General features: G+C 69.8%; 22 protein-coding genes and 1 pseudogene. 11 read left to right on the forward strand and 12 right to left on the reverse strand.

Translation table 11 applies throughout. The annotated features are described in order from the left end of the window. Positions 1–200 (forward strand): annotated as a pseudogene (locus WC555_RS05150) (diaminopimelate epimerase); the annotation flags it as partial. Between the two features lie 946 nt (positions 201–1,146). Further along, positions 1,147–3,426 (forward strand): NADP-dependent malic enzyme, encoded by a 2,280-nt coding sequence (locus WC555_RS05155; protein ID WP_373251772.1) that lies wholly within the window; start codon positions 1,147–1,149, stop codon positions 3,424–3,426. Positions 3,427–3,430: 4 nt separating this feature from the next. Here the strand turns inward: WC555_RS05155 and WC555_RS05160 are convergent, their stop codons facing one another. The 9 genes from WC555_RS05160 to rdgB all read right to left on the reverse strand — a co-directional run bounded on the left by WC555_RS05160 (position 3,431) and on the right by rdgB (position 13,606). Then, the gene (locus WC555_RS05160; RefSeq protein ID WP_373251773.1) at positions 3,431–5,107 is read right to left on the reverse strand and encodes an MFS transporter; all 1,677 of its coding nucleotides are present in this window, start codon (positions 5,105–5,107) and stop codon (positions 3,431–3,433) included. Positions 5,108–5,140: 33 nt separating this feature from the next. Beyond that, on the reverse strand, positions 5,141–6,685 hold the full coding sequence (locus tag WC555_RS05165; protein WP_373251775.1) for a response regulator: 1,545 nt from the start codon (positions 6,683–6,685) through the stop codon (positions 5,141–5,143). A 71-nt stretch (positions 6,686–6,756) separates the two neighbouring features. Beyond that, positions 6,757–8,346 (reverse strand): YifB family Mg chelatase-like AAA ATPase, encoded by a 1,590-nt coding sequence (locus WC555_RS05170; protein WP_373251777.1) that lies wholly within the window; start codon positions 8,344–8,346, stop codon positions 6,757–6,759. A gap of 90 nt (positions 8,347–8,436) precedes the next feature. After that, positions 8,437–9,381 (reverse strand): glutathione synthase, encoded by a 945-nt coding sequence (gene gshB / locus WC555_RS05175; protein WP_373251779.1) that lies wholly within the window; start codon positions 9,379–9,381, stop codon positions 8,437–8,439. Positions 9,382–9,480: 99 nt separating this feature from the next. After that, positions 9,481–10,296: a SirB1 family protein gene (locus WC555_RS05180; RefSeq protein ID WP_373251782.1), complete on the reverse strand. Its 816-nt coding sequence runs from the start codon at positions 10,294–10,296 to the stop codon at positions 9,481–9,483. Continuing rightward, positions 10,293–10,682, reverse strand: coding sequence for a YraN family protein (locus WC555_RS05185; protein ID WP_373251917.1), 390 nt, complete (start codon positions 10,680–10,682; stop codon positions 10,293–10,295). The genes WC555_RS05180 and WC555_RS05185 overlap by 4 nt, the downstream gene beginning before the upstream one ends. A gap of 47 nt (positions 10,683–10,729) precedes the next feature. After that, a complete protein-coding gene (rsmI, locus tag WC555_RS05190; protein ID WP_373251784.1) occupies positions 10,730–11,614 on the reverse strand; it encodes a 16S rRNA (cytidine(1402)-2'-O)-methyltransferase in 885 nt (294 codons plus the stop codon). 233 nt (positions 11,615–11,847) lie between these two features. Further along, positions 11,848–13,011 carry a radical SAM family heme chaperone HemW gene (gene hemW, locus WC555_RS05195; RefSeq protein ID WP_373251785.1) on the reverse strand — a complete coding sequence of 388 codons (1,164 nt, stop codon included), beginning with the start codon at positions 13,009–13,011 and terminating at the stop codon, positions 11,848–11,850. Continuing rightward, a complete protein-coding gene (gene rdgB, locus WC555_RS05200) occupies positions 13,004–13,606 on the reverse strand; it encodes an RdgB/HAM1 family non-canonical purine NTP pyrophosphatase (protein WP_373251787.1) in 603 nt (200 codons plus the stop codon). Before rdgB ends, hemW begins: the two co-directional genes overlap by 8 nt. 497 nt (positions 13,607–14,103) lie before the next feature. On the opposite strand from rdgB, the gene WC555_RS05205 reads away from it, so the two are divergent. Genes WC555_RS05205 through WC555_RS05215 form a run of 3 tightly spaced genes read left to right on the forward strand, consistent with a single transcriptional unit; the run spans position 14,104 to position 15,502 of the window. Then, on the forward strand, positions 14,104–14,679 hold the full coding sequence (locus WC555_RS05205) for a DUF2975 domain-containing protein (protein ID WP_373251788.1): 576 nt from the start codon (positions 14,104–14,106) through the stop codon (positions 14,677–14,679). 23 nt (positions 14,680–14,702) lie between these two features. Further along, positions 14,703–14,963: a helix-turn-helix domain-containing protein gene (locus WC555_RS05210; RefSeq protein ID WP_373251789.1), complete on the forward strand. Its 261-nt coding sequence runs from the start codon at positions 14,703–14,705 to the stop codon at positions 14,961–14,963. Further along, positions 14,960–15,502, forward strand: coding sequence for a Smr/MutS family protein (locus WC555_RS05215; protein WP_373251791.1), 543 nt, complete (start codon positions 14,960–14,962; stop codon positions 15,500–15,502). Before WC555_RS05210 ends, WC555_RS05215 begins: the two co-directional genes overlap by 4 nt. Here WC555_RS05215 and WC555_RS05220 read toward each other — a convergent pair. Beyond that, a complete protein-coding gene (locus WC555_RS05220; RefSeq protein WP_373251793.1) occupies positions 15,489–16,520 on the reverse strand; it encodes an adenosine kinase in 1,032 nt (343 codons plus the stop codon). The genes WC555_RS05215 and WC555_RS05220 overlap by 14 nt on opposite strands. A 92-nt stretch (positions 16,521–16,612) precedes the next feature. Between WC555_RS05220 and WC555_RS05225 the strand changes: the two genes are divergently transcribed. After that, entirely contained in the window at positions 16,613–17,485 is an 873-nt protein-coding gene (locus WC555_RS05225; RefSeq protein WP_373251795.1) for a RimK family alpha-L-glutamate ligase, read from the forward strand. A gap of 4 nt (positions 17,486–17,489) precedes the next feature. On the opposite strand, the gene WC555_RS05230 is transcribed toward WC555_RS05225, so the two are convergent. Both WC555_RS05230 and nth read right to left on the reverse strand, forming a co-directional pair. Then, complete coding sequence (locus WC555_RS05230; RefSeq protein ID WP_373251796.1) at positions 17,490–17,882, reverse strand: hypothetical protein; 393 nt, start codon at positions 17,880–17,882, stop codon at positions 17,490–17,492. Positions 17,883–17,893: 11 nt separating this feature from the next. Continuing rightward, positions 17,894–18,631 carry an endonuclease III gene (gene nth / locus WC555_RS05235; protein ID WP_373251799.1) on the reverse strand — a complete coding sequence of 246 codons (738 nt, stop codon included), beginning with the start codon at positions 18,629–18,631 and terminating at the stop codon, positions 17,894–17,896. A gap of 156 nt (positions 18,632–18,787) precedes the next feature. On the opposite strand from nth, the gene WC555_RS05240 reads away from it, so the two are divergent. Genes WC555_RS05240 through WC555_RS05260 form a run of 5 tightly spaced genes read left to right on the forward strand, consistent with a single transcriptional unit; the run spans position 18,788 to position 23,416 of the window. Then, on the forward strand, positions 18,788–19,900 hold the full coding sequence (locus WC555_RS05240; protein ID WP_373251800.1) for an HlyD family secretion protein: 1,113 nt from the start codon (positions 18,788–18,790) through the stop codon (positions 19,898–19,900). Continuing rightward, the gene (locus WC555_RS05245) at positions 19,897–21,483 is read left to right on the forward strand and encodes a DHA2 family efflux MFS transporter permease subunit (RefSeq protein WP_373251802.1); all 1,587 of its coding nucleotides are present in this window, start codon (positions 19,897–19,899) and stop codon (positions 21,481–21,483) included. The genes WC555_RS05240 and WC555_RS05245 overlap by 4 nt, the downstream gene beginning before the upstream one ends. Next, a complete protein-coding gene (locus WC555_RS05250) occupies positions 21,483–22,076 on the forward strand; it encodes a TetR/AcrR family transcriptional regulator (RefSeq protein WP_373251803.1) in 594 nt (197 codons plus the stop codon). The genes WC555_RS05245 and WC555_RS05250 overlap by 1 nt, the downstream gene beginning before the upstream one ends. Before the next feature lie 59 nt (positions 22,077–22,135). After that, positions 22,136–22,891, forward strand: a complete 756-nt coding sequence (locus WC555_RS05255) for a creatininase family protein (RefSeq protein ID WP_373251805.1) — start codon at positions 22,136–22,138, stop codon at positions 22,889–22,891. A gap of 21 nt (positions 22,892–22,912) precedes the next feature. After that, positions 22,913–23,416, forward strand: a complete 504-nt coding sequence (locus WC555_RS05260; protein WP_373251807.1) for a phasin — start codon at positions 22,913–22,915, stop codon at positions 23,414–23,416. Positions 23,417–23,426 lie beyond the last annotated feature (10 nt).

Here is a 23,426-nt window from a genome sequence, read left to right on the forward strand (position 1 = left end):
GCGGCGCGGGCCTGACCCGGGCCTGCGGCACCGGCGCCTGCGCCGCCCTCGTCGCCGCGGCCCGCCGCGGCCTGACCGGGCGCGCGGCGACGGTGGAGGTCGACGGCGGCGAGCTGGACATCAACTGGGACGAGGCCACGGACCACGTCCTCATGACGGGTCCCGTGGTGGTCGAACGCACGGGCGCGCTTCGCGTGTGAAGCGCGGCGGCGGCGACGGCGGCTCCCGTCTCCTCCCCGCTCCGCGAGGAGGGGGACCGCGAAGCGGTGGAGGGGGCGGAGGCGGATCGCATGCGATCCGACGACGGGCCGCGCGCGCGGACAGACCCCTCCGTCACGGCGCGAAGACGCCCTGTTATCCGTGACGCTACTCCGCGAATCTATAGTCGGGTTGGCGAGACAATATCCCGCCGCATCAACAGCTTCCGCTTTTCCCAAACTATATTCCTGGCGCCGCTCCCCACGGCCTTATCATTCCCTCATCCCGTCGCGGGGGAGGGCGTCTGGCGCCAGGGCCAATCACGTGCGGCGGGTGTGATCGTTGCGGGACGTCGCGCGTCGCCTTCGGGGGGTGCGCGGCGGAACCGGCCGCGCTGGAGGACGGGTTGCTCCCCCTTCCGGCGCGCGCAGGGACTGTCCTCCGGGTTGAAACGGAGGAGCCCAGGAGCCTGGCCGCTCCTGCCCGCCCGGGCTTAGTTTCGAAAGGGCCTAAATGGCGAGAGATCGGGGGCCGAAAATTGGCAAGCCCCGATTGGCCATGGGATGCCCGCCCCGAAGCGCTCGGAAGCCGCGATCACGCGGAGCGCAGGCGGCGACGCCGAAAACACATCACGGTCCCCGTAACGCGAAAGCAGGGGGCCACATTCCGGTTCCGGGCCAAGCCGCCCGCGCTCCGCGACCTCCCCACCCTTTCCGGCGGCGACGCCGGCGAGACGATGACGCACGCCTGCTGTCTCTCCCTCCCCCTCGTGGGGAGGGTGGCCGCGAAGCGGACGGGTGGGGAACCCCCGCACGGCATCCTCTTCGACATACCCCACCCTGTCGTCGCTTCGCGCCGACATCCCTCCCCATGAAGGGGAGGGAGAACGCACGGGCCCAACACCCCACAACGGTTGTCCCGACCCGTCCCCCGCTCTAGGAACAGTCCATGGCCGACCTGACAGACAAACAGACCTTCTCCGACGAAGACGCCCTGGAGTTCCACCGCAGCCCGACCCCGGGCAAGATCTCCATGGCGCCGACCAAGCCGATGGCGACCCAGCGCGACCTGTCGCTGGCCTATTCGCCCGGCGTCGCCATTCCGGTCCTGGCCATCGCCGACGATGTCGACAAGGCCTACGACTACACCTCCAAGGGCAATCTGGTCGCCGTCATCTCCAACGGCACGGCCATCCTCGGCCTCGGCAACCTCGGCCATATGGCGTCCAAGCCGGTGATGGAGGGCAAATGCGTCCTCTTCAAACGCTTCGCCGACGTCGACAGCTTCGACGTCGAGGTCAAGACCACCGACCCGGACGAATTCGTCACCGTGGTCAAGAACATCGGCGACACCTGGGGCGGCATCAATCTGGAGGACATCAAGTCCCCCGAATGTTTCGTCATCGAAAGCCAGCTGCAGGACCTGCTGGACATCCCGGTCTTCCACGACGACCAGCACGGCACCGCCATCATCTCGACCGCGGCCCTGATCAACGCCGCCCATATCGCCGGCAAGCGGCTGGAGGATATCCGGGTCGTCCTGTCGGGCGCCGGCGCCGCGGGCCTGAGCTCGATCGCCCTGATGAAGGCCGCGGGCGTCAGGCTGGAAAACACCATCATCTGCGATCGTCAGGGCGTCATCTATCACGGCCGCGACAACGTCTCCCAGTGGCAGGCCGCCCATGCCGTCGACACCCCGCTGCGCACCCTGGCCGAGGCCATGGTCGGCGCCGATGTGGTGCTCGGCCTCTCCGCCAAGGGCGCGATCACCAGGGAAATGGTCGCCTCGATGGCGCCCGATCCGATCATTTTCGCCATGGCCAATCCGGACCCGGAGATCACCCCGGAAGACGTGCTGTCCGTCCGCTCCGACGCCATCATGGCCACCGGCCGGTCCGACTATGTCAACCAGGTCAACAATGTCCTCGGCTTCCCCTACATCTTCCGCGGGGCCCTCGACGTGCGCGCGCGGCAGGTGAACCACGAGATGAAGATCGCCTGCGCCCGCGCCCTGGCGGCCCTGGCCCGCGAGGACGTGCCGGACGAGGTCGCCGCCGCCTATCGCGGCCGCAAGCTCAAATTCGGCCGCGACTACATCATCCCCACGCCCTTCGACCCGCGCCTGATCTGGTACATCCCGCCCTTCGTCGCCCAGGCGGCGATGGACACCGGCGTGGCCCGCAAGCCCATCGAGGACATGGACGCCTACCGGACCCAGCTGCGCTCGCGGCTCGATCCGTCCGCGGCCCTGATGCAGAACATCTCCGGCGCCGTGCGCGCCGCCCCCAACAAGCGGGTCGTGTTCGCCGAGGGCGAGGAGACCGCCGTCATCCGCGCCGCCTGGGGCTTCAAACAGGCCGAGCTGGGCACCCCCATCCTGCTGGGCCGCGAGGAGCTGATCCGCAAGAACGCCGCCGAGGCCGGTCTCAATTTCGAGGAGATGGGCATGGAGATCGTCAACGCCCGGGTCAGCGAGCACAATGTCGACTACACCGACTGGCTCTACGCCCGCCTGCAGCGTCGCGGCTATCTGAAGCGCGACGTCCAGCGGATGATCAATCAGGACCGCAACTATTTCGGCGCCGCCATGGTCGCCCGCGGCCAGGCCGACGCCATGGTCACCGGCGTGACCCGCAATTTCAACATGGTGCTGAAAGAGGTCCGGCGCGTCCTCGACGTCAAGGAGCGGATGATCGGCCTGTCAATCCTGCTCGCCAAGGGCCGCACCCTGTTCGTCGCCGACACCTCGATCCACGAACTTCCGAACGCGGAGGAACTGGCCGAGATCGCCATCCAGGCCGCCGCCACCGTCCGCAAGCTGGGCAAGACCCCGCGCGTCGCCTTCCTCAGCTATTCGACCTTCGGCAACCCTCCGGGCGACCGGGCCGAAAAGGTGCGCGAGGCCATCCGCATCCTCGATTCCAAGGGCGTCGATTTCGAATACGAGGGCGAAATGCCGCCCGAGCTGGCCCTCGATCCCGAGGCCCGCGCCGCCTACCCCTTCATGCGCCTGACCGGCCACGCCAACGTCCTGGTCATGCCGGCCATCCATTCGGCCGCCATCTCAACCAAGCTGGTCCAGCAGCTGGGCGGGGCGACCGTGATCGGCCCCCTTCTGGTCGGCCTCGAGAAGTCGGTCCAGATCGTCAGCCTCGGCGCCTCGGTCTCCGAGATCATCACCGCCGCCACCTTCGCCGCCTATGACGAAGGGGCGGTGGTCGAGAGTTGAGGGATCAGGCGGAGGCTTCGAGCTTCCGCTTCTCCGCCGCCAACCGCACCCATTCCAGTATGCAGAAGACGACGGTGATCCCGCCGAGGGCCGCCGCGAAGACGAATACGGGGGCAAAGCCCTGTTTCTCGATCATCTCGCCCAACGCCCCGCGACCGAAGGTGCCAATCAACAGCGCGAGGGAGGTGAACACCGCGAACTGCACCGCGCCGAACATCTTGCTGGACAGCGCCGACAGATAGGCGACGAAGGCCGCGCCGGCGAAACCGCCCGCGATATTCTCGCCGGCGATGGCCAGCATCAGACGCGCCATCGGCTCGCCGAGCCCGAACGCCCCGAACAGGCCATACAGCCCGGTCGCGCTCATGAAGCCGCCGATCACCGGCGCGCCCATGGCGAGGTCGGCGAACAGCAGGTTGGTCGCGGCGGCGAGGACGGCGCCGATCAGCAGGGACGCCATCCGCCCGATGACCAGCAGCGCCCAGCCTCCCAGGCCGATGCCGACGATGGTCATGACGACGCCAAAGGTCTTCGACGCCAGCGCCACCTCGGTCTTGGTGTGCCCAAGCGCCCCGCCGGTGTCGCCCATGTAGAAGGGAAAGGCGAACGGACCCCAGACCCCGTCGGTGATGCGATAGGTCAGGATCAGGCCCAGAACGATCAGCGCGCCCCAGCCCAGCCGCCCCATCAGCTCGACGAGGGGGGCGATGATGGCGTCATACAGCATGGTCAGGATCGGCCGGTCGCCCGGGGCCGGAACCGCCACCCGACCGCGCCAGACGACGAAGCCGGCGAGCGCGCAAGGCAGCAGGACGGCGGCGCCGATGATCCACGGACCCCAGGTCCCGGTGAACTCCCCCGCGCTGGGCGCCGGGGTCGTGGTCAGGGCCGTGACCATGAAGTTGACCAGCATGAAGGCGGCCCAGACCCAGGCCGCCAGGGTCGCGACGAGGGCGAACAGCCTCAGGCGCGGCGAACCGAGCCGCTCCTTCGCGATCGCCTGCGGCGGGGCCGGCGCGGGCTCGGGGGCGATGGCCGCGCCCAGCAGTCCCAGCCCCATCAGCACGCCGCCGACCGCGAAGGTGGCCGGCCAGCCCGCGATGTCCGCCAGGACAAGGGCGCCGGCGCCTCCGACCAGCGCCGCGGTGCGGAATCCGAACTGGTAGATGGTCGACAGCAGGTCAATCGGCGCGCCCGGCCCCGCCACCTCGATCCGCCAGGTGTCGATGACGATGTCCTGTGTCGCGGAGGCGAAGGCCCCCAGAGCGGCCGCGCTGGCCAGCAGACCGAGCGTGCCGCCTTCGGGACTCGACACGGCGATGACGATCAGGGCCCCGCCAATGATCAGCTGACAGCCGATCATCCAGCTACGGCGCCGGCCGAGCCGTTTGCCGATCACGGGCGGAACCAGACCCACGACGGGCGACCAGAGGAATTTGAACGCCCCGAACAGTCCGATCCACGACAGGATGCCGATGGTCGAGATCGCCACCCCGGCGTCCGACAGCCATGCGTTCAGCGTGCCGATCAGCATGGTGAAGGGCAGGCCCGCGGAGAAGCCCAACAGAAGCATGGCCAGGGTGCGCCGGTCGCGGAAGGCGGCCTTGAGCACGCCCAGACCCTTCGGCGCGATGTCGGTGGCCGCGACGGCCGGCGCGTCGGTCGTGGTCGGGTCGGTCATGGGCGCGTCTCTCCGGACGCCCCCGAGCGTCCCTTATGCGACGGCGACCTTGGCGCGCTCCGCGCGGTTCGTCCAGCGGGCCAGAGAGGCGCGCAGACTTTCCAGTTCCAGCGGCTTGACCAGATGATCGTCCATCCCGGCCTCGAGGCAGGTGCGGCGATCCTCGGCGAAGGCGTGGGCGGTCAGGGCCACGATCGGCGTCCGGTCGCCGCCGGCGCGGATGGCCCGGGCCGCGCTGGGCCCGTCCATGCCCGGCATGCGCATGTCCATGAAGACCAGGTCGTAGCGGGCCCGCTTCATGGCGGCGACGGCCTCATGGCCGCTGGCCGCCGTCTCGACGGCGCAGCCCTCGCGCCGCAGCAGGGTCGCGGCCAGCAGGGCCCCGACCGGATTGTCCTCGACCAGCAGCACCCGCGTGCCCGAGAACCGGGTCGTGGCCACGCGATCGTCCTCGGGCGGCGGCGGCGGCGGCAGGCCGGGCTGCAGCGTGGACCGGCCGCCGGCCGCGGCCAGCACCCGTTCGGCCACCGAGGCGCGGCGCAGCGGCTTGATCAGATAGCCGTGGAACCCGGCGCCCTTGTAGCGGGCGATCAGATCGCGTTCCGACGGCTTCAGCAGGATGATGCCGCGCCCCTGGGCCGGGCGGGCGGCCAGTCCCGAGCCCGCCGCGCGGGCAGCGTGGTCGATCAGGACGACCTCGCCCGCGGGGCCCGGGCGTCCGCCGGACGCCTCGATCTGGGCGATGGCCCCGGCGCGAACGAAGGGGTCGGGGCTGATGACATTGACGGTGCAGCCCGCGAGCGGTCGGCCGCGGTCGGCCGCGCCCTTGGCGAGCGGGAAGGCGGCCTCGAAGCGGAATCGGGCGCCCGCCCCGTCGGGCCGGTCGCCGACCGTGACCACGCCCTTCATGGCCGAAGCGAGTTTGGACACCACCGCCAGCCCCAGGCCGGCGCCGCCGAAGCGGCTGGCGTCCGAGGCGTCGACGTGGCCGAACTCCTCGAAGATGCGTTTGCGCGCCTCGGCCGGAACGCCGGGACCGGTGTCGTCGATGATGAAGGCCAGCCGGGGCCGGTTGGCCGCGCCGCCGACCCGCTCGACCGTGATCCTGACCCCGCCGGTCTCGGTGAATTTCACCGCATTGCCGGCCAGGTTGAACAACACCTGCCGCAGCCGGCCCTCGTCGCCGATGATGTCGACCGCATCGGGGGCGACCGACCAGACGATCTCCAGACCCTTGTCGTGAGCCCGGGGGCTCAGCAATTCGGCGACGCCCCGCACCAGGCCTTCCAGATCGACCGGGGCGGCGTCGAATTCCAGCTTGCCGGCCTCAAGCCGGGCGTAGTCCAGCAGGTCGTTGACCAGACCCAGCAGATGTTCGGCCGAGGAACGGGCGGCCTCGGCGTAGGCGCGCTGCGCCCCGTCCAGCCGTGTGCGTTGCAGCAGGCCCAACATGCCGATGACGCCGTTCAGGGGCGTGCGCATCTCATGGCTCATCAGACGCAGGAACTGCTGTTCGGGCGCCTCCCCCCTGGCGGGTTTCAGGTCTGCCGGTTCGGTCGTCTTCCCACGTCGCGCCATTCTGGCCTCGCGTCCCTCACACTGTGCGGGAAACATGCGGCCCCAGGTATTAACGCCCGCTCAAAAGTCCTTCAGAAAACAGGCACGTCTGCGTGATGCGAGGTCTGACGTTCGAAATCGCCCTGCGCCCCCACGGTCGAGCGCCGGTAGACGAGGGCCTCGGCGATGTGCCGCCGCAGCACGCCGTCGCAGCCGTCGAGGTCGGCGATGGTGCGCGCCAGCCGCAGGGTGCGGGTCCAGCCCCGCGCCGTCAGTCCGCCCGCCTCTCCGGCCCGCATCAGCAGGGCGCGGCCCGGCGCGTCCGGCGTGGCGAACCGGTCCAGGGTCTCACCCGAGGCGCGGGCGTTGACGGCCTGGTCGCGGGCGACGGCCGGATCGATCCCGGCGGCGCGCAGCCGCTCCTCCTGCATGGCGCGGGCGGCGGCGACGCGGGCCGCGGCCTCGGCCGTGCCCTCGGCCGGGGGCGGCAGGGCCATGTCCGAGGCCGTGACGGGCGGCGTCTCGACGGTCAGGTCAATACGGTCGAACATCGGGCCCGAGATGCGGTTCTGATAGTCGCGCTGACAGCGCGGGGCCTTGCCGCACGCGCCCTTGCCGCCGCCTCCGACGCCGCACCGGCAGGGGTTCATGGCGGCCACCAGTTGGAAGCGGGCGGGATAGCGGACATGGGCGTTGGCCCGCGCCACCACGATCTCGCCCGTCTCCAGCGGCGCGCGCAGCGAGTCCAGGGCCTGGGCCGAATATTCCGGCAGCTCGTCGAGAAAAAGCACGCCGTTGTGGGCCAGGGAGGCCTCGCCCGGCTTGGCCTTCAGCCCGCCGCCGGTGAGGGCCGCCATGGACGCCGAATGATGCGGCGCGCGGAACGGCCGGGCGCGGGTCAGGGCCCCGCGCTCGATCAGCCCCGCCACCGACCAGACCATCGAGGTTTCCAGCAGCTCCTGCGGCGTCAGGGGCGGCAGCAGGCCCGGCAGGCGGGCCGCCATCATCGACTTGCCCGAGCCCGGCGGACCGACGAACAACAGGTTGTGCCCGCCGGCCGCAGCGATCTCCAGCGCGCGCTTGGCGCTCTCCTGGCCCTTGACCTCGCGCAGGTCGGGGACCGCCGCCCCCATCCGCACCGGACCCGGCTCGGGCGCGCGGAGCACCTGGGTCCCCTTGAAATGATTGACCAGACCGATCAGCGAACGCGGCGCCAGAATGTTGACGTCGCCGGCCCAGGCCGCCTCGGGCCCGTTGGCCTCGGGACAGATGAGGCCCAGCCCCATGGCCGAGGCCGCGACCGCCGCCGGCAGGGTTCCGCCCACCGGCGCGATCTGGCCGTCCAGATTCAGTTCGCCGACGGCGGCCCAGCCGTCGAGGGCGTCGGGCGTGATCACCCCCATGGCCGCCAGCAGGGCGAGGGCGATGGGCAGGTCGAAATGGCTGCCCTCCTTGGGCAGGTCGGCCGGCGCCAGATTGGCGATGATGCGCCGCGGCGGCAGGGCCAGGCCGATGCCGGCGAAGGCGCCGCGCACCCGCTCGCGGCTCTCGGCCACGGCCTTGTCGGGCAGGCCGACGATGGCGAAGACGATCGGCCCGTCATTGCCGACCAGTTGCACCTCGACGTCGACGCGCCGCGCCTCGACGCCTTCGAACGCGACCGTCACCACCCGAGCCGCCACCGCGCCCCTCCCGCTGCCGGCAGGGAACGAAACACGAACCCGGATGAAATGCAATCCAGATTTACGCCGGACCGCAACCCTGCATTGGGATCAGGCGGCGCGTTTGCGCTCGATCGCGTCCCACATCAGGGCGGCCGCATCCACGCCGGTGAAGCGCTTCAGCTGCTGGGCTCCCGTCGGCGAGGTGACGTTGATCTCGGTCAGGTAGTCGCCGATCACGTCGATGCCGACGAACAGCAGGCCCCGCGCCTTCAACGTCGGCCCTATGGCGGCGCAGATCTCGCGGTCGCGGGCGGTCAGTTCGACCGGGGCGGCCGTACCGCCGACGCGCAGGTTCGAGCGTACCTGTCCGGAAGCCGGAATCCGGTTGATGGCTCCGACCGGCTCGCCGTCGATCAGGATGATGCGCTTGTCGCCCTTCGACACCGCGGGGATGAATTTCTGGATCACCAGCGGATCGCGGCTGCCGGTCATGTGGATCTCGATCAGGGCCTCGAGATTGGGGTCGCCGGCCTTGAGCTTGACCACGCCCGACCCCGCCGCGCCGTGCAGGGGCTTGAGCACCACGTCGCCGTGCCGCTCATGGAAATCGACGAGGGCCACGGGGTCGGACGAGACCAGCGTCGGGGGCGTCAGGCCGGGAAACTGCGTCACCAGCAGCTTTTCGGGCGCGCTGCGGACCTCGGCGGGATCGTTCACCACCAGGGTCTTCGGATGCACCGTCTCCAGCAGGTAGGTGGCCGTCACATAGGCCATGTCGAACGGCGGATCCTGCCGCATCAGGATGACGTCGACATCCTCGCCGAGGTCCAGCTTCACCTCTTCGCCGAACGAGACATGGTCGCCTTCGGTCTGACGCAGGGTTACGGGCCGGGCGCGGCAGAACAGCTTCCCGTCCTCCAGGGCCAGGGTGCGGAAGTCATAGACCCACTGCGCGTGGCCCCGGTCCTGCGCCGTGGTCATCATCAGCCAGGTCGTGTCGGACTCGATATTGACCGCCTCTATGGGGTCCATCTGGATCGCGACTCTCAACATGCCCTGTCCTTCCAAACGTCAGCCATGGCTAATGGGCAGCCGGGCGGGGCGGCGCAAGCCTCGTCCGGTCTCAAGCCGCCCGAAGGGCGGCAGGCCGGCCTAATTAAGCTGAAGCCTCACCCGGTCGACCGACATGCGGCGCGTGATCTCCATCGGATCGTCCAGGGTCCGGGCCTGCGAGAGGGCTTCGAGCGCGCCGGCCAGGGCGCCCTGCTTCTCGCGCGCGGCGGCCACATCCAGCCACGGGCGGTGGTCCTCGGGGTCCAGCAAGGCGCGGCGCAGGGCGGACCGTTCGGCCCCTTCGAAATCCTGGGCGTGGATGGCGCGACTGAACAGGACGTTCTGCATCCGGATCAGGGCCTGTCGGTCGCTGACCGGGGCCATCAGCACGTCCAGACGGTCGGCCACATGCGGAGTCAGGCCCGCGCGCAGGGCCCGGCGCGTCAGCTCCGAAGGCAGGACCAGCCGGCCCTGGCTGAATGGATCCAGCGCCACCGGCCCCTCGGGCGTCTCGACCCGGAGCAGGAAATGGCCGGGGAAGTCGACGCCCTGCGCCTTCAGTCCCGCCCGCCGCGCGGCGTCGAGATAGAAGACACTCAGCGCCACCGACAGGCCACGCCGACGTTCGGCCACGTCGATGACGTCGGTGTTGGCGGCGGAGTCATAGTGCAGCAGGTCGCCGTTCAGGCGCAGGTCGACCGCCATGGTTTCGGTCAGGGCGTCATCGGGACTTTCGCCGCCGATGCGTTCGGCCAGCCGGTCGGCGGCGTGGTTGGCCAGTGTCCGAACGGGTTCGGGATCGCGGAACGGATAGTCGTGAATGGCGCAGGCGATGGCAGCCTCAAGCAGCGGAAAGGCGTCGTCGTCTGCCTGTCCGGCCTCGGTCAGCACGGCGATCGCGTCGTCGCGGGTCATGCGCCGCCCCTCCCGAAGGCGTCAACGCCGCGACGATGGCGCGGAAACCGTCCGGGAGCCAGCGCCACCATGTCGATTCGCAACACATGACCGGCCAGGCTGGGTCTTTGGCGCAACACCGCCCGACCCGCCGCCAGCAGGCGATCGAACTGATCCGGCGCCAGGGCGGTCAGGGCGCCTTCCATCGTCGCGCGCCGTTTGACCTCGACCACCGCCAGGGTCCGCCCCCGCCGCGCGAGGATGTCGATCTCTCCGGCGCGCGTCTTCAGCCGGAAGCCGAGGATCTGATAGCCCTCGGCCATCAACAGCGCCGCCGCCAGCCACTCCGAGCCGTGCCCGGCGCGGTGGGATTTCGCCCCCAGCCCGACCCGCCAGTCCCGCTTGATGCGCGCGGCCTTCGGCGCCTTGAGCCGGGTCGCGGGCTTCGGAGACTTCACCGACCCTGCATCTCCAGCGCCCGCTTGTAGAGCGGCTTGCGCGGCAGGTTCAGCGCCCGCGACACCTCGGCGGCCGCCTCGCCGGGCGGAAGACGGGTCATGGCCTCGGCCAGGGCCGCGTCGGCGTCGGCGTCGGAAGCGACCTCGATGTCGCCGGGACCGACGACCACCACGATTTCACCCTTGGGGGATTGGCAGCGGGGGTCGACGGCCAGTTCGGCCAGCGAACCCCGGACGCACTCCTCGTACAGCTTGGTCAGTTCACGGGCGACGGCGGCGGGGCGAGGTCCCAGCACGGCGGCCATGTCGGCCAGGCTGTCGGCCAGGCGGGGCCCGCTTTCGAAGAAGACCAGGGTCTGGCGCGCGGTCCGCACCTCTTCCAGCATGGTTCGGCGCGCGCCGGACTTCGGCGGCAGGAAGCCGGCGAACAACACCCTGTCGGCGGGCAGGCCTGCGATGCACAGCGCCGCCAGCAGGCTGGACGGACCCGGGATCGGATGCACCGGCAGTCCCTCGGCGATCACCGCGCGCGCGACGACGAAGCCGGGATCGCTGACCAGCGGCGTGCCGGCGTCGGACACCAGGGCCACCACCGCCCCCTCGCGCAACCGCTCGATGGCCAGGTCGGCGGCGCGGGCCGAGGCGTGGTCATCGCAGCGCTCCAGCCGGACCTTCAACCCATAGGCCGACAGCAGTTTGGCGGTCACCCGCGTGTCCTCGGCCAGGACCAGATCGGCGGCGGCCAGCACGTCGAGCGCCCGCAGCGTCATGTCGCGCAGGTTCCCGATCGGCGTCGCCACCAGATAGAGGCCCGACGCCACGGTGCGGCGCGGCGGGGCGGTCGGCGGAAACGGCGAAGGATCAGGGGAGGACTCTGGCATCGGCGGGACCGTGCCAGCCGGGGCGTCGCCGCTCAAGGGCGCGGCGACGAACGGAGATGACGGACGGCCGAAAACACCGTTCACACCGTGCGCATCGTGCGCATCGTGCGGCTCCGATTTCTGTGTTGCACCCGATTGTCAAAGACTGGCCTCCCGATTCCGGCAGTGAACCATGCGGCTACGTCAGATTCGGACGTGCGACGGCCTCGGGATCGCGCCGAACGGCCACAGGCCTATGTCAGCAGCGCCCTCAGAACGCCGTCGAGCACGGGTCGGCCTGCCCTCGTGGCGACGACCCTGTCGGCCCGGACGGCCAGGAAACCATCGGCCAGCAGAGCGGAAAGCGGCCCTGTCCCCGCCGCCAGTTCCAGCGTCGCCAGATCGGCCAGCGCCGCGCCCTCGACCGTCCGCAGGCCGAGCAGCACCTTCTCTTCCGCCGCATCCCGGCCCGACTGCGTCTCCCGCTCACTCCACGGCTCCGACGCCGCAACCCCGGCGACATAGGCGCCGATCCCCCGGTGCGCGACCGTCGCCGTCCGCGCTCCGCCGAGCGTCAGCCGTCCATGCGCCCCGGGGCCCACGCCCAGATAATCCCCGCCCCGCCAGACGTGCAGATTGTGCGACGACCGCGCTGCGACGCCGCGCGCGTGGTTGGACACCTCATAGGCCTCGAACCCGGCGCGCTCGAGTACGGTCTGGGTGGTCTCATAGAGGGCGGCCGACAGATCCTCGTCCGGGGGCGTCCAGGCCTGACGGGCGACGGCGCGGCCGAAGGCGGTCGCGGGCTCGATGGTCAGCTGATAGGGCGAGACGTGCTCGAACCCCATGTCCAGCGCCTCGCTCAGCTCCGCCGTCCATCCGCCGACGGTCTGGCCCGGCCGGGCGTAGATAAGGTCGATGGACAGCCGGTCGAAGGCGCGGCCGGCGACGGCGACGGCGCGCCGGGCCTCGGCCGCCGAATGATTGCGCCCGAGGAAGGCCAGGGCCGCGTCGTCCAGCGCCTGCACCCCCATGGACAGGCGGTTGACGCCCGCGTCGGCGAGGGCGGCGAACCGGTCGGCCTCGGCGTCGGTGGGATTGGCCTCGAGGGTGATCTCGATCGGCCCGCGCGGTTCGAACAGGGACCGCGCCCGGTCGATCACCGCGCCCACGGCCTCGGCCGCCATCAGCGAGGGGGTGCCGCCGCCGAAGAAGATCGACGCCAGCCGGCGCGGACCGGTCAGGGCCGCCTGCGCCTCGAGGTCCAGCAGTATGGCGCGGACCAGTCCGGCCTGCTCCGCCGTCCGCCCCCGGTCGCGCACGACGTTGAAGTCGCAATAGGGGCAGATGCGCGCGCAGTACGGCCAGTGGACGTAGAGGGCGACGTCGGTTCCAGGGTCGGGAACAGGCTCAGTCAATCAGCGCCGCCTTCAGCTTCGCGAACGCCCGGGCGCGGTGGCTGATGGAATCCTTCAGCGCCGGGTCCAGTTCGCCGAAGGTCTGGTCGTAGCCTTCCGGAATGAAGATGGGGTCATAGCCGAAGCCCCGGTCGCCGCGCGGCGGGAAGGTCAGCAGGCCGTCGACCCGCCCCTCGACCACCACCGCCGGGCCGTCCGGCCAGGCCACCGCGAGGGCCGAGGTGAACCAGGCGCGGCGATCATCCGAACCGATCTCCTCGAGTCTTTCTTCCACCCGGCGCATGGCAAAGGCGAAATCCTTGTCCGGCCCGGCCCAGCGGGCGGAAAATATGCCCGGCGCCCCGTCCAGCGCCGCCACCGACAAACCGGAGTCGTCCGCCAGCGCCACCTCGCCCGACCGGTCCGCCGCGTGGCGCGCCTTCAGCAGGGCGTTGCCCGCGAATGTGCTCTCGGTCTCCTCCGGTTCCGGAAGATTCAGGCTGGCCGCCGTGACCACCGCGTAATGTCCGTCCAGAAGGGCGTGGATCTCGACCGCCTTGCCGGGATTATGGGTCGCCACGACGAGACGCATCCCCTTGATAAGCCTGAGTTTCATCCCGATCACGCGCTCCGCAACAATCCATTGCCAAAGTTTAATATCGTTAAACGATATGTAACATGACTTCCTACAACGCACGTCCTATCTATGTCTTCAAGAACGGACGCCGCGACGTTCCCCGAACAAGCCGAAACCGGCAAGATCGATGCAGCGGATCAACGAACGAGGGGTGAAAACATCCCTCACTCAGGAACTACGGAGAAAGACCATGAACACCATGAACGCTTCCTACTTCATCGAAAAGGTCGGCCACGGCGTCCTGAACGCCATGCTGCTCGCCGCCCTGCCGACCGCCCTGGTCGCCACTCTGATCCAGGCCCTCTGATTCAGCCGATCCGGTCCCGGGTCGCCCCAACGGCGCCTGACCAAACAGAATGTCTCACCGGAGCTTTGACGATCGGCATGACAATCGCGATGAATAAGCCCGCGTGTGGGTTCGCCGGACCCCGCGCGGCATCCTCGCCCCGACCCCCGGCCTGAAACGAGGCCCCTGCATGCGCTTCCCGAAGACGAGGAAACTCGGGATTCGTGTACCGGCGGTGCCCGGCCTGCGCGCCCGCTCGATGTCACAGCTGCTGAACGCGGCTCTCGGCGTCGCCTACTGGCTGATGATCCTGTTGACGTTGATCGTGGTAGCGGCTTTCGTCGTCACCCTGTTCATTCCCATGGGACCCACCGGCCTGATTTTCAGTGATGAATCGGGCGGCACCCAGATTCCCGTTTCCCGCACCTACATCCTGTTCGGCTTCGGGGCCTTCGCCGGCTATTTCGGCGGGTTCGCCCTGATCCTGAGGCAGTTGCGCCGCATCTTCAGCACCCTGGCGACCGGCGATCCGTTCCATCCCACCAATGTCAGCCGGCTGAAGCAGATCGGCCTGACCCTGAGCGTGGTCACCGGCGGCGCCTGGATCGGCCAGACCCTGGTGGCGCGTCTGGCGCGCGGCGAGATGGATCCCCCCTCCCTGTTCGACCTCGTCACCCCCGCCTTTTCCGTCCTGGTCGTTTTCGTCCTGGCCGAGGTGTTCCGCGAAGGCGCCCGCCTGCGCCGCGAATCCGAACTGACAATCTGAAAAAGGTCCGCTAGAGCCCCGCCATGGCCATTCGCGTCCAGCTTGATCGCATTCTCCTCGAGCGGCGCATGTCGCTGACCGAGCTGGCCGACCGCGTCGGCGTGACCCTGGCGAACCTGTCGATCCTGAAGACCGGCAAGGCCCGCGCCATCCGGTTCTCGACGCTGGACGCCCTGTGCCGCGAACTGAACTGCCAGCCGGGCGATCTGCTGGTTCAGACGCCGGGGCCCCAGGATCCGGGCTCCGACGAGGACGCCGACGGGACCGCCCCCGGCGCGACATGAGCCGCCGCGACGACCTGAGCCCCGACGACCGCCGCATCTGGGCCCGCGTCGCCGGCTCGGTCACGCCCGCGAAGCCGAAGAAGGCCGCCCGCGTCATTCCCGGCGCCGCCATCGTCGATCCGCCCGCCGCCCCGCATCCGAAGACGGCGCCGAAAGGGCGTGGAGCGCCGCCGTCATACACGCCGCCCGTCGCTCACGAGCGCCCGCGCGGCCTGCCCGAGGCGCTGGAGCCGCGCCGTCAGCGCCGCCTGTCGCGCGAGCGGGATCCGATCGAGGCGCGCATCGACCTGCACGGTTTCGGCCGTTTCCAGGCCCAGGACGCCCTCACGGCTTTTCTGATCGGAGCACAGGCCCGCGGCTGTCGCTCGGTGCTGGTCATCACCGGACAGGGTCGGCGCGGCGGGACCGGCGTGATCCGGGCCTCGGTGCATGAATGGCTGCAGGGCGCCGCATTACGCGGCGTGGTGTCAGGGTTCGCCTCCGCCGCCCGCCATCACGGCGGCGACGGCGCCCTGTATGTGACGATCAGGCGGGGTTGAGCCGCAGACCGGCGTCTTTCGCCAGTGACTCCAGCGACGTCATCGGCCGCGGCCCCCAGTGGGCGATGACCTCGGCGGCGGCCAGCGAGCCCAGCTTGCCGGCGTCTTCCAGCGACAGGCCGCGCGCCAGCCCCAGCAGGAAGCCCGCCGCGTACTGGTCGCCGGCGCCCGTGGTGTCGACGACCTTGGCGACCGGCACGGCCGCGACCTCGACGCGCTCGGCCCCGCCCTCGCCGAAGACCACCGAGCCGGCGGCCCCGCGGGTGACGGCGGCGATCTCGACGATCCGGCCCAGATGGGCGGCGGCCTGGTCGAAATCCTCGGTCTCGAACAGGGCGTGGAGCTCGCCCTCATTGGCCAGGACGATGTCGGCCGAGGCCTCGATGAAGGCCAGCAGCTCGGTGCGCCAGCGGGCGACGACGAAGGTGTCGGACAGGGTGATGGCGACCTTGCGCCCGGCGGCGTGGGCGGCGGCGGCGGCGGCCTCGAAGGCGGCGCGGGCCGGGGCCGGATCGAACAGATAGCCTTCCAGATAGACGATGGCCGAGGCGCCGATCAGGTCCGCGTCGATGTCCGCGACGGCGAGCTGGTTGGCGGCGCCGAGGAAGGTGCACATGGTGCGCTGGCCGTCCGGCGTGACATTGATCATGCACACGCCGGTGGCCAGGCCCTTCTCCGCCCCGTCCTTCAGCGGCGGCGTCTCGAAGGCGACGCCGGCGGCGCGGATATCGTGGGTGAAGACGCCGCCCAAGGTGTCGTCCGCGACCTTGCCGATATAGGCGGCGCGACCGCCGAACGAACCGACGCCCGCGACCGTGTTGCCGGCCGAGCCGCCCGAGGCTTCCACGCCCGCGGCCATGGCGGCGTAGAGGTCGGCGCTCTGTCGCGCGTCGACCAGCTGCATCGAACCGGCGGTCAGGCCCTGGGCCGTCAGGAAGGCGGGCTCGCAGGGGGCGAGGACGTCGACGATCGCATTGCCGACGGCGCAGACATCATAGGAGGCGGGAATCTGGGTCATGGGCGGCCCATAGCCGAGGACCGACCCCGCGTCATCCAAAAACCCATAAGGAAAGCCTTATGCATTTGCCGTCGGTTCGCTAAGACGCGGTCATGACCGAAGTCGCCGTCCTCACCCCTGATCCGTCCGATCCCTCCTACGCCGGTCAGTGGCCCGGCGTGCTGGAACGGCTCGCTCAGGCCCTGTCGCTCGCCGACGTGACCGTGGCGCCGACGCCATGGACCGGGCACGTCGACGACGCTTCCGGCCTGACCGGCTATCCGCTGGTCCTGCCGCTGATCGTCTGGGGCTATCACCGGGACCACGGCCGCTGGATGCAGGCCTGCGCGACCTGGGCGGCGGCCGGGGTGCGGATGCTGAACCCGCCGTCGGTGCTGGGCTGGAATTCGGACAAGCGCTATCTGGGACGGCTGGCCGATCAGGGGATCGCCATCCCGGACACGGTCTGGATCGACAATCCCGGACAGGCCGACGTCGACGCAGCCTTCAACCGCTTCGGGACGGACCGGCTGGTGGTCAAGCCGCGCGTCTCGGGCGGGGCGTGGAAGACTCTCAGGCTGTCGCGCGGCGACCGGCTGACGGATGCGCCCGCGGGTCCGGCGATGATCCAGCCCTATCTGCCGACCATCGAGACGGAGGGCGAGACCTCGCTGCTGTTCTTCGGCGGCAGGCTCAGCCACGTCGTCAACAAGCGGCCGGTTCCCGGCGAGTTCAGGGTCCAGGTCCAGTACGGCGGCGGCTACACGGCGCTGGCCGAACCGCCGGCGGGCGCCCTGGCCCTGGCGGAACGGACACTGGCCGCCATCGATGAGGACCTGCTCTACGCCCGCATCGACATGGCCCCCGACGCCGACGGCCGCTGGCTGCTGATGGAGGCCGAACTGATCGAGCCCGACTTCTACCTGGGCTCGGCGCCGGAAGGCGGCCGGAATTTCGCGGACGCGGTGCGAGCCCGGCTCGGCTGATTCCTCATCTCCGAAGCAGGTAAGCTGATCGGAGGTCTTCGTACTCGAAGTAGCCGAGCTTTCCGGGAATGCAGGACAGGAAGGTTCCGAAATCGGATCCGACAACGCCAGACAATGCATCCCTCAGCGGCATTTCGCGTCCATCCATCTGCTTGTCGGAAGAGATGACAAAACAGGTTGGGGGCGCCCCGTACCTAAGGAGCAGCGCTTCCACGTTCGGCGCCGAGGCGACCGCTCCGTCCAGAAGGGTCGCGTGGCGATGATCGAGCGCAATGGCGTGGTCAAGCAGTGCGCGCACCTCCGGTCGCCGCTTCGCCCCCCGTTCCAGAAGGGTTCGCATCCGCCCCCGACCGGGTTCGGCGAGAAATTGAATAAATCCGAGCTCGTGATCGTTCACCTTACCCCTCCTCAGGCCGCCTCGCCCATCGCCACCAAATCGGGCCTCGACGGGCACAGGTCGCTGATCAGACAGGCGCTGCATTTCGGGCGCCGCGCCGTGCAGGTGTATCGGCCGTGCAGGATCAGCCAGTGGTGGGCCTTGGGCAGCCATTGTTCCGGCACGACGCGGAACAGCTGGGCCTCGACCTTGTCGGGGGTCGCGGCGTTGGCCAGGCCCAGCCGGTGCGAGACGCGGAACACATGGGTGTCCACCGCGATGGCGGCCTCGATCCCCAGTTCGTTCAGCACCACGCTGGCGGTCTTGCGCCCCACCCCGGGCAGGGCCTGAAGCCCGGCCCGGTTCAACGGGACCTCGCCGCCGTGCTGCTCAAGGATGATCCGGCTCAGGGCGATGACGTTGCGCGCCTTGCCGCGATAGAGGCCGATGGAGGCGATGTAGGGGACCAGCCCGGCCTCGCCGAGCGCCAGCATCTTCGCCGGCGTGTCGGCGACCTTGAACAGTTTTTCGGTCGCCTTGTTGACCGAGACGTCCGTCGCCTGGGCCGACAGGGCGACGGCGACCACCAGGGTATAGGGGCTGGAAAAATTCAGCTCGGTCTTCGGCTCGGGCATCACGGTCGACAGCCGTTCGAAGACGGCCTCGACCCGATCCTCGTCCGGCGGCCAGCCGAGCACGGGGATGACCGCGCCGGTCATCACGGCGGGGCGCCGGGGCAGGGCTTTCGTTCGGGCCTTCACGGGCTTCATGCGGTGTCGTCGCCGGGAGGGCCGCCGGGGTCAAGTCCGGCGCGGGGACAATGCGAAACATGACGTGTTGCGGCGCCGAACAGGCGGTATTGATTTTTGGACAGTATCGTCCATTTTATGTCGTCCTCCCCGACACCCTTCCCGAGCATTCCCCCCATGCCCCTGTCGCCCACCCTGAAAAAGCGCCTGCCCCTGATCGTGGGCGCCGTCGTCGCCGTCGCCGTCGTCATCGGCGGGATCGTCTGGTGGCAGGGCAAGCAGCGCTGGGTGTCCACCGACAACGCCTTCGTCGCCGCCGACACCACCGAGGTCAGCCCCCAGATCGACGGCTATGTCGTCGAGGTGCTGGTGGCCGACAACCAGCGCGTCGCGCCGGGCCAGATCCTGATCCGTCTCGACGACGCCAACGCCCGCGCCGCCCTGAGCCAGGCCGAGGCCAACCTGGCCTCGGTGATCGCCGCCGTCGGCAATGTCGACGCCCGCGCGGCCCAGGAGCAGGCCCTGATCGCCTCGCGCGCCGCCGGCGTCGCCCAGGCCCAGGCCCAGGCCGATCTGGCCCGCCAGCAGGTCGACCGCTACGGCAAGCTGGCCGAGCAGGGCTGGGTCTCGCAACAACGAATCCAGACGGAACAGGCCGGCGCCCGCACCGCCCAGGCCACCGTGGCCGAGGCCCAGGCCGCCCTGGTCGCCGAACAGCGCACCGCCGGCGTGCTGGGCTCGACCCGCAGCCAGAGCGTCGCCGCCGTCGACGTGGCCCGCGCCCAGGTCGAACAGGCCCGCATCGCCCTGGACCGCACCGTCATCCGCGCGCCTGTCGGCGGCGTGATCGGCGCCCGCGGCGTCCGCGTCGGCCAGTACGTCCGCCCCGGCGGCCAGATCCTGTCGATCGTGCCGCTGGGCGACGCCTATGTGGTCGCCAACTTCAAGGAGACCCAGGTCGACCGCCTGCGCCTCGGCCAGACCGTCGAGATCACCGCCGACGCCTTCCCGGGCGAACGCCTGACGGGCCATATCGACAGCTTCTCGCCCGCCACCGGATCCGAGTTCGCCCTGATCCCGATCGAGAACGCGACCGGCAACTTCACCAAGATCACCCAGCGGCTGCCCGTGCGCATCCGCGTCGACCATACCGCCGGCGCCGCCCTGCGGCCCGGCCTGTCGGTCGAGGTCAAGGTCGATCTGAAGAGCCGCGGCGGCCTCAGCTTCGCCCAGGCCGCGACCGGGACCATGGCCACGGCCGCCGCCGACACGGGCGTCGCGGTCCAGTGACCGCCGCCGCCCCCGCGGTCGCCGGGGCCCCTCCGGCCGAACCGAAGATCAACTGGACCATCCTGCTGCTCGGTTTCGCCGGGATGGTGATCGGCCAGTTCATGGCCATTCTCGACATCCAGATCGTGGCCTCGTCCCTGCCGCAGATCCAGGCCGGGGTCGGCGCCTCGGCCGACGAGATCAGCTGGATCCAGACCGCCTATCTGATCCCCGAGGTCGTGATGATCCCCCTGTCGGGATACCTCTCGCGCCTGTGGGGAACGCAGAAGGTCTTCCTCGTCTCCTGCGCCGGCTTCATGCTGATGAGCGTGGCCACGGGCCTGTCGACGTCGATCGACGCCATGATCTTCTTCCGGGCGCTTCAGGGCTTCGTCGGCGGGGCCATGATCCCGACCGTCTTCGCCGTCGCCTTCACCGCCTTCCCGCCCGAGAAACGCATCACCGCCAGCGTGGTCATGGGGCTGATCGTGACCCTGGCGCCCACCGTCGGCCCCACCCTCGGCGGCCACCTGACCGAGTGGCTGAGCTGGCGCTGGCTGTTCTTCATCAACGTTCCGCCCGGACTGCTGGTGCTGTTCCTGGTCGGCCGCTACGCCAATTTCGACAAGGGCGATCCATCCCTGACCAAGGGCTTCGACTGGTGGGGCCTGGCCCTGATGGCCGTCTTCCTGATGAGCCTCCAGTTCGTGCTCGAGGAAGGGTCGAAGAACGACTGGTTCTCGGACGACAACATCCTGTGGCTGTCGGTCCTGGCCGCCATCACCGGCCCGGCCTTCATCTGGCGGTCGCTGACCTACCGCAACCCCGTGGTCGAGCTGCGCGCCTTCACCAACCGCAACTTCATGGTCGGGGTGGTGATGACCTTCATCGTCGGCGCGGCCCTGTTCGGCGGCACCTTCCTGCTGCCGCTGTTCCTGTCGCGGGTGCGCGAATATTCGGCCGCCGAGGTCGGGACCACCATGGTGGTGTCGGGTCTGGCCATGTTCGCCACCGCGCCCTTCGCGGGCCGGCTGGTGCGCAAGGTCGACGCCCGCATCCTGATGTTCGGCGGCTTCATGCTGTGCGCCTGGGGCATGTGGGACGCCCACGCCGTGACCAGCGAATGGGGCTTCTGGCAGTTCGCCGGGGTTCAGGCCCTGCGCGGGGCCGGCGTCATGATGGCCATGATCGCGGCCCAGCAGGTGACCATGTCGACCCTGCCGCCGCACATGGTCAAGAACGCCTCCGGCCTGGTGAACCTGTCGCGCAACGTCGGCGGAGCCTTCGGCCTGGCCTTGTTGAACACCTCCCTGACGCAGAATACGGCGTCGCACATGAGCGAGCTGACCCAGAACATTTCCGTCACCAGCGGCGGCATGCAGGGCATGCTGGCCGGAATGCAGGAACGGTTCGCCGGCTCGATCGACCCGGCCGGGGCGGCGATGAAGGCGCTCTACGGCATGTTGTACAAACAGGCGACGACCCTGGCCTTCGGCGACGCCTTCGCCATGCTGGCGGTGGGCTGCGTCTTCGCCGCCTTCGTCACCCTGCTCTCCCGCCCCGCGAAGCCGGCCGCCGGCGCGCCGCCCGTGGACGCCCACTGATGGCGCGGGTCATCGGACAGGTCGACGAGACCAAGACGGAGGCCATTCTGGACGCGGCCCTCGCCCTGTTCTCCGAAAAAGGCGCCCTCGCCTCGATGGAGGCCATCGCCCGCCGGGCCGGGGTCTCGCGCCAGACCCTGTACAACCGCTTCCCGTCCAAGGTGGAGATCGGCCGCGCCCTGGCGGCCCGTCGCTCCGACGCCATCAGCACGCCGCTGCGGACCGGCGGCGATCCGGAAACGGTGTTGACCGCCATGGCCGCCGGCATGCTGGAAAAGCTGTGCGGCAAGGAGGCCGGCGCCTCGATGCGCGGGGTCGCCCTGATGTCGCCCAGCGATCCGGAACTGGCCCAGGCCATCTATCAGGCCGGGCCCGCCGAAGGCCTGCGCCGCCTGTCCGCCTGGCTGGCGGAGCAGGACGGCAAGGGGCTGCTGCGGATTCCCGATCCCGACGCGGCGGCCGAGATGTTCTCGGGCATGGTGCTGGGCCACGGCCATCTGCGCGGCGTGCTCGGCGTGCCCCACCCGGCCTTCGACCTGGGCGTCCGCGCCGCCGAGGCCGCCCGCCGCTTCCTGCGCGCCTTCGCCGCCTGACGGTTGGCCTCGTCCGCCAATCGGACTAGACCGCGCGGAGACTGTTCCGGAGCGTACCCATGCTGATCCATCTCTCCTCATGGCCCGAGATCGATGCGCGGCTGAAGACGACGAAGACCGTCGTCGTGCCCATCGGCTCCAATGAACAGCACGGCCCGACCGGCCTGCTCGGCACCGACTGGCTGTGCCCGGAGATCATCGCCCAGGCCGCCGAGGCGCAGGACGAGCGCCTGGTCGTCGCCCCGACCTTCAACATCGGCATGGCCCAGCATCACCTGGCCTTCGCCGGCACCATCTCGCTGCGGCCCTCGACCTTCATGGCCGCCATCACCGACTGGGTGTCCTCGCTGAGCCGCCACGGCTTCGAGCGGATCTACTTCCTCAACGGCCACGGCGGCAATGTCGCCACCATCGAGGCGACCTTCGCCGAGATCTACGCCGAATGGTCGTTCGTCGAGGAGCAGCCGCCCTTCGTGCTCAAGCTCAGAAACTGGTGGGATTTGCCGGGCGTCCACAGCCTCTGCAACCGGATGTTCCCGACTGGCCACGGCATGCACGCCACCCCCTCCGAGATCGCCGTCACCCAGGCCGCCTATCCGGACCGCATCAAGGTGGCCGATTACAGCCCGCAGATCGCCCCCAGCGGCCCCATCCGCGACGCGCTCGACTATCGCGCGCGGTTCCCCGACGGCCGGATCGGCTCGGACCCGGCCCAGGCCAGCCCCGAGAAGGGACAGACCATCATCGACGCGGCCGCGCCGGCCCTGTTGAAGGACGTGGCCGACTTCGCCTCGGAGGTCTTGCCCGCGACCTGATTGGGGCCCAAGGCTCGGCGCATGACCCAGTTCGACAAAGCCATCAAGACCGGCCGCCGCCTGACCCGCGACGGCGCCCGCGCGGCAAACACCGCCCTGTCCGGCGGCGAGATGCTGCAGGCGGCGGGCGACGTGATCAACGCCCGTATGGGGATCATGGCCGCGGGCATGGCCGATCCGCGCAAGGTCGACCTGAAGGAAATCTCGCTCATGAGCACCGAAAAGGTCGAGGCCCTGTCCGCCTCGGCCTCGGCCCTGGCGAAGACATTCGGCGACATAAGCGGCCGTGTCGGCTCCAGCGCCCTGACCGAAGCCGGCCTGGCGTCGAAGGCGGCGGCGTCGATCGCCTCCGCCTCGACCCCGGCCGCGGCCCTGCAGGCCCAGTACAGCTACGCCGTCGGCTGGTGGAGTCGGGCGGCGGGTCAGATGCTGACCCTCAACACCGAACTGCTGAAGGGCCACGCCGACGCCATGCGGCCGATCCACAAGACCGCCGTCGCCAATGCGAAACGGCTGAAGACGTAGCGGGAACGAC

The sequence above is a fragment of the Brevundimonas sp. genome (assembly GCF_041648615.1).
GTDB lineage: Bacteria > Pseudomonadota > Alphaproteobacteria > Caulobacterales > Caulobacteraceae > Brevundimonas.